At 32.8% G+C, this 2,632-nt stretch carries 4 protein-coding genes; all 4 read left to right on the top strand.

What is annotated here, in order from left to right; all coding sequences use genetic code 11:
* The coding region (locus ABZA26_RS12245; protein ID WP_372714798.1) for a M23 family metallopeptidase at positions 1-281 on the top strand (281 nt) is incomplete at its 5' end.
* A 37-nt stretch (positions 282-318) separates the two neighbouring features.
* Positions 319-999: a pseudouridine synthase gene (locus ABZA26_RS12240; RefSeq protein ID WP_372714797.1), complete on the top strand. Its 681-nt coding sequence runs from the start codon at positions 319-321 to the stop codon at positions 997-999.
* Between the two features lie 10 nt (positions 1,000-1,009).
* Positions 1,010-1,453, top strand: a complete 444-nt coding sequence (locus ABZA26_RS12235; RefSeq protein WP_372714796.1) for a hypothetical protein — start codon at positions 1,010-1,012, stop codon at positions 1,451-1,453.
* A 63-nt stretch (positions 1,454-1,516) separates the two neighbouring features.
* On the top strand, positions 1,517-2,491 hold the full coding sequence (locus ABZA26_RS12230) for a tyrosine-type recombinase/integrase (protein WP_372714795.1): 975 nt from the start codon (positions 1,517-1,519) through the stop codon (positions 2,489-2,491).
* Positions 2,492-2,632: the final 141 nt, after the last annotated feature.

Here is a 2,632-nt window from a genome sequence, read left to right as displayed (position 1 = left end):
TGAGGGCAAGCATGAATACTCCTGTATATGCTCCTTATTCCGGGACAGTGACATATACCGGATGGATGAGCGGATATGGAAAAGTAGTAGTAATAATGCATGATAACGGATATGAAAGCAGATATGCACATCTTAACAGATGGCTGGTAAAAGAAGGAGAAGAAGTCTCAAAAGGTCAGATTATAGCAAAGACTGGAAATACCGGATTGTCCACTGGACCCCATCTTCACTATGAAATTCGTAAAAATGATAAACCTGTAGATCCTACAATTACAATGTAGCAGCCTTGGGGCTGCTTTTATTTTACAAGGAGGTAAAATGAGACTAGATAAATTTCTAACTGAATGTGGCATAGGAACCAGAAGAGAGGTAAAGGAAATAATATCCAAAAATGAGATAACCATAAATGGCAGAAGGACGAGCTCTCCAAAGGAAAAAATAGATTTGGAAAATGATGTGGTAAGGATGGGAGAAACTGTCTTGGAGTACAAGGAGGACAGGTTTTATATATTGAATAAAACTGCCGGATTTATAACTGCTACGGAAGATGCAAGAGAAAAAACCGTAATGGAGCTTCTTCCAGAGTGGGTAAACAGAAAAGATCTCTTTCCAGTTGGAAGATTAGATAAAGATACAGAGGGACTTCTTTTATTCACAAACAACGGGAAAATAGCCCATGAACTCCTCTCTCCTAAAAAACATGTGGATAAAACTTATCAGGTAAAACTCTTAAAGGAAATAGACGAAAAGTCAGTAAAATTATTAGAAGAAGGAGTTGATATAGGAGGGTATGTTACGAAACCTTCAAAAGTTCAGATAATAAATAATATGGAAATTTTACTGACTATAAGTGAAGGAAGATTTCATCAGGTAAAAAAAATGCTTGATGCAGTTGAAAATAAGGTAGTCTATCTCAAGAGACTTCGTTTCGGGAATTTAGAGCTTGGAGATCTTCCACTTGGTGAGGTAAAAGAGGTCACTTTAACGGATATTTTTTAGGAGGTGTCTAATGAAGAAATTGTGTCTAGTCGCAGCTTCTATCATTTTGTTAGGAAGTATGGCATATGCAGGAGAAGTAGAAGTGGTAAGAAACTCCAGGGATGAGGAGATTGTTTTAAAATCTGATAAAACCTGGGAAACTATGGATAACTATCACCGGAAAATGGAGTTCCAAAAGATGGTGAAGGTAGAAAATCTGAATGTAGACGCAAAAGAAAATAAATTCAGACGTGTAAGTTTTGATGTTGTAAACTATTCCAGATATGATTTAGAATATGCTGTTTATAAAGTAAAAATTTTATTTGGAGATGAATATTCCCTCAGAAAATTGATCAGTGTCAATAACTTAAAAGCCGGAGAAAAATTTGAAGTCAAAAGACATATAAATGTGGATGATATTGATGGCAGAGATGTAGTTGTGGAAGTTTTGGATTTTAAAATGAAAACCCAATAATTTCCATATTTAATTTTAGAGGACTTTTTATATCGGGACTATATTACTCGAAAGGTTAATATTATGGATATAGCAAAAAAAGATAATTTTGAAGTTGGAATCAGAAAAAAAAGAAAAAGAAACCAAAATTCTAAAAATATTTTTTCCATGTATAAGTCTGAAAAAACATTAAAAGACTATATGTTTTACCTAAATAAATTTTTAAATTTTGTCTATGAGGGAAGCGGTGAATTTCATAAGGATGAAATAATCAAACTTATGGCTGATGTGGAGAAGGGGGATATAGAGGACTATGTTTATCACCTTATAGAGGAGCGAGATCTGAAAAATACCTCTGTCAATAAGATAATCTCATCACTGAAAAGTCTTTATAATGAGATTGAGAAACATGGATATGACAACCCTTTTAAATTTATCCATCTCTTGAAAGTATCCAGGCATAATTTTGAAAATGTACTGAAGGTTTCTTTTGTAGAGATAAAAGAGATACTTCAAAAACACGAAGTTTTTGATGATAAAAGTTACAGAAACAGAGTAATAGTATATACACTGTTTTATACTGGTATGCGTAGTCAGGAACTTCTGAATCTAAAATATAGTCACATAATTAAGCGTGAAGGTGAGTACGTGATCAAACTGGAAAAAACCAAAAGTGGCCGTGAGCAGTATAAGGCTCTTCATCAAGAATGTGTAGAAAAGATATTTTCCTATAAAAACTATATAAAAAAATTATATCTTTTATCTAGTTCCCAGATAGAGGATAGATATATATTCCCCTCTGACTTTTTAAATAATATCCAGCTTTCATATAGTTCGCTATATGCCATTATACAAAATATGGGTAAGTTGATAGAAAAAGATATAAGTCCGCATAATATACGTCATGCTGTAGCCACAGAACTTTCTCTTCAGGGATCGGATATTATGGAGATAAGAGATTTTTTAGGTCATGCTGATACAAAAGTTACAGAGGTATATATTAACGCTAAAAATTTATTGGAAAAACGCGCCATCGAAAAATTACCGAGTTTGGATTAATTACTGTAAAAAAGTAGGTTGAAAAACCTGCTTTTTTTATACTATTTATTTTTAATTGGCCTATAAATTAAAACTTGTAAACTTAATTTCTATATTTTAATTTATAGGTCGATTTAATTCTGAAGAATAGTTCTCTTTAAG

This window comes from Ilyobacter sp. (assembly GCF_041583315.1).
In the GTDB taxonomy this organism is placed as follows: Bacteria; Fusobacteriota; Fusobacteriia; order Fusobacteriales; family Fusobacteriaceae; genus Ilyobacter.
This window is presented reverse-complemented; position numbering and strand designations above follow the sequence as displayed.

Bases quoted from the DNA above. Each gene is read 5' to 3' on its own strand.
- ABZA26_RS12240 (WP_372714797.1), top strand. From the start codon at position 319: ATGAGACTAGATAAATTTCTAACTGAATGTGGCATAGGAACCAGAAGA.
- ABZA26_RS12235 (WP_372714796.1), top strand. From the start codon at position 1,010: ATGAAGAAATTGTGTCTAGTCGCAGCTTCTATCATTTTGTTAGGAAGT.
- ABZA26_RS12230 (WP_372714795.1), top strand. From the start codon at position 1,517: ATGGATATAGCAAAAAAAGATAATTTTGAAGTTGGAATCAGAAAAAAA.